The sequence below is a fragment of the Streptomyces sp. NPDC031274 genome, assembly GCF_055570235.1.
Map to the genome: position 1 here is coordinate 1 of NZ_JBVIHP010000308.1, position 1,247 is coordinate 1,247.

Below are 1,247 nucleotides of genomic sequence, written 5' to 3' on the forward strand. Positions count from 1 at the left end.
CGGTCGACGCGGAGGGGCGGCACGGCATCGCGATCGCACGTGAGGACGACGGGGAGCGCCAGGAGCTGATCTTCGACAAGAAGACCAAGGAGTTCCTGGGCGAGCGGCAGGTCGCGGTCGAGGACCTGCCCACCGGCTTCAAGAAGGGCACCGTCACCGGCCGCAGCGCGGTCCTCGAGCGTGTGGTCGTCGACAAGGCGGGCCAGCGCCCGTAAGTACGCGCAAGGGGTGCGGAACCGGACGTACCGGGCGAGGCTTGGGCCATGACGGTGACGATCGGGCAGGGCACGAGCAGGACGGAGAGCTCCACCGGCAGCGGGGGGCCGACCCAGCACCTCCATTACGAGCTCCACCTTCCCCACCCTGTGGAAAACGTCTGGGCGGCGGTGGCCACCCCGGAGGGTCTTCCGGGGTGGCTGGCCGCCGCCGACGTGTTCGAGCCGAGGCTCGGCGGCGCGGTCACGCTGCGCTGGCTCAACGGGGACGAGTCGGCCGTCCATGCCGGGCACATCACCGCGTGGGACCTGGAGCGTGTCGCCGAGTACACGATCGACCTGCACGGACGGTGCCGCTTCCACCTGGAGACGGCCGACGGGAAGACCGGCACGACCCTCCGCTTCACGAACGAGTTCGACGGCGACGACGAGCTGCGCCTGGACTGCCTCGCCGGCTGGCACAACCACTTCGAGTTCCTCGTCGACGCGCTCGACGGGCGGCCGAAGGACTGGTCGACGTGGAGCCTGGAGCCATGGCGCGAGCTGCGCGAGTCGTACGCGAAGAGCGAGTGATCAGCCCACCGTGATCAGCCCACCGTGATCGAGTCCAGCTTCGCCCGCAGATAGGTGTGCGAGTCCACCGGTTCGTACGCGACCCGCCCCACCGGCGCGGACACCGGCTCCACGCGCGTGCCCGGCGTGCACTCGCCGAAGTAGACCAGGGACATCAGCTCCTCGGCCGGTGCGTCGGCCGGTGGCGGCAGGACCCGGTGGCGGCCCGAGCGCCAGCGGTCGCCGGTCCAACGCGCCATCAGATCCCCGATGTTGATGGTGAGGGCGTCCGGGTCGTACGGAGCGTCCGCCCAGCCGCCCTCGTCGGTGTAGACCTGGAGCCCGCCCTTGCCCGCCTGCCGGTCAAGGACGGTGACCGTGCCGAAGTCGGTGTGCGGGCCGATGCGGAACTGACCCGGCTGCGGCTCGCCGACGACCTCCGTGCCCGGATACCAGTTGATGTTGAAGCCGTACGTCGGG

General features: G+C 70.5%; 2 protein-coding genes and 1 pseudogene. 2 read left to right on the plus strand and 1 reads right to left on the minus strand.

The genetic code is table 11. The features are described 5' to 3' along the window. Together ACZ5CR_RS45905 and ACZ5CR_RS45910 are read left to right on the plus strand one after the other, a co-directional pair. Nucleotides 1–215: pseudogene (locus ACZ5CR_RS45905) on the plus strand (CU044_5270 family protein); the annotation flags it as partial. Between the two features lie 48 nt (nt 216–263). Beyond that, on the plus strand, nt 264–788 hold the full coding sequence (locus tag ACZ5CR_RS45910; RefSeq protein WP_468869847.1) for an SRPBCC domain-containing protein: 525 nt from the start codon (nt 264–266) through the stop codon (nt 786–788). 14 nt (nt 789–802) lie between these two features. On the opposite strand, the gene ACZ5CR_RS45915 is transcribed toward ACZ5CR_RS45910, so the two are convergent. Beyond that, the coding region (locus ACZ5CR_RS45915; protein WP_468869850.1) for a 2OG-Fe(II) oxygenase family protein at nt 803–1,247 on the minus strand (445 nt) is incomplete at its 5' end.

Bases quoted from the DNA above. Each gene is read 5' to 3' on its own strand.
- ACZ5CR_RS45910 (WP_468869847.1), top strand. From the start codon at position 264: ATGACGGTGACGATCGGGCAGGGCACGAGCAGGACGGAGAGCTCCACC.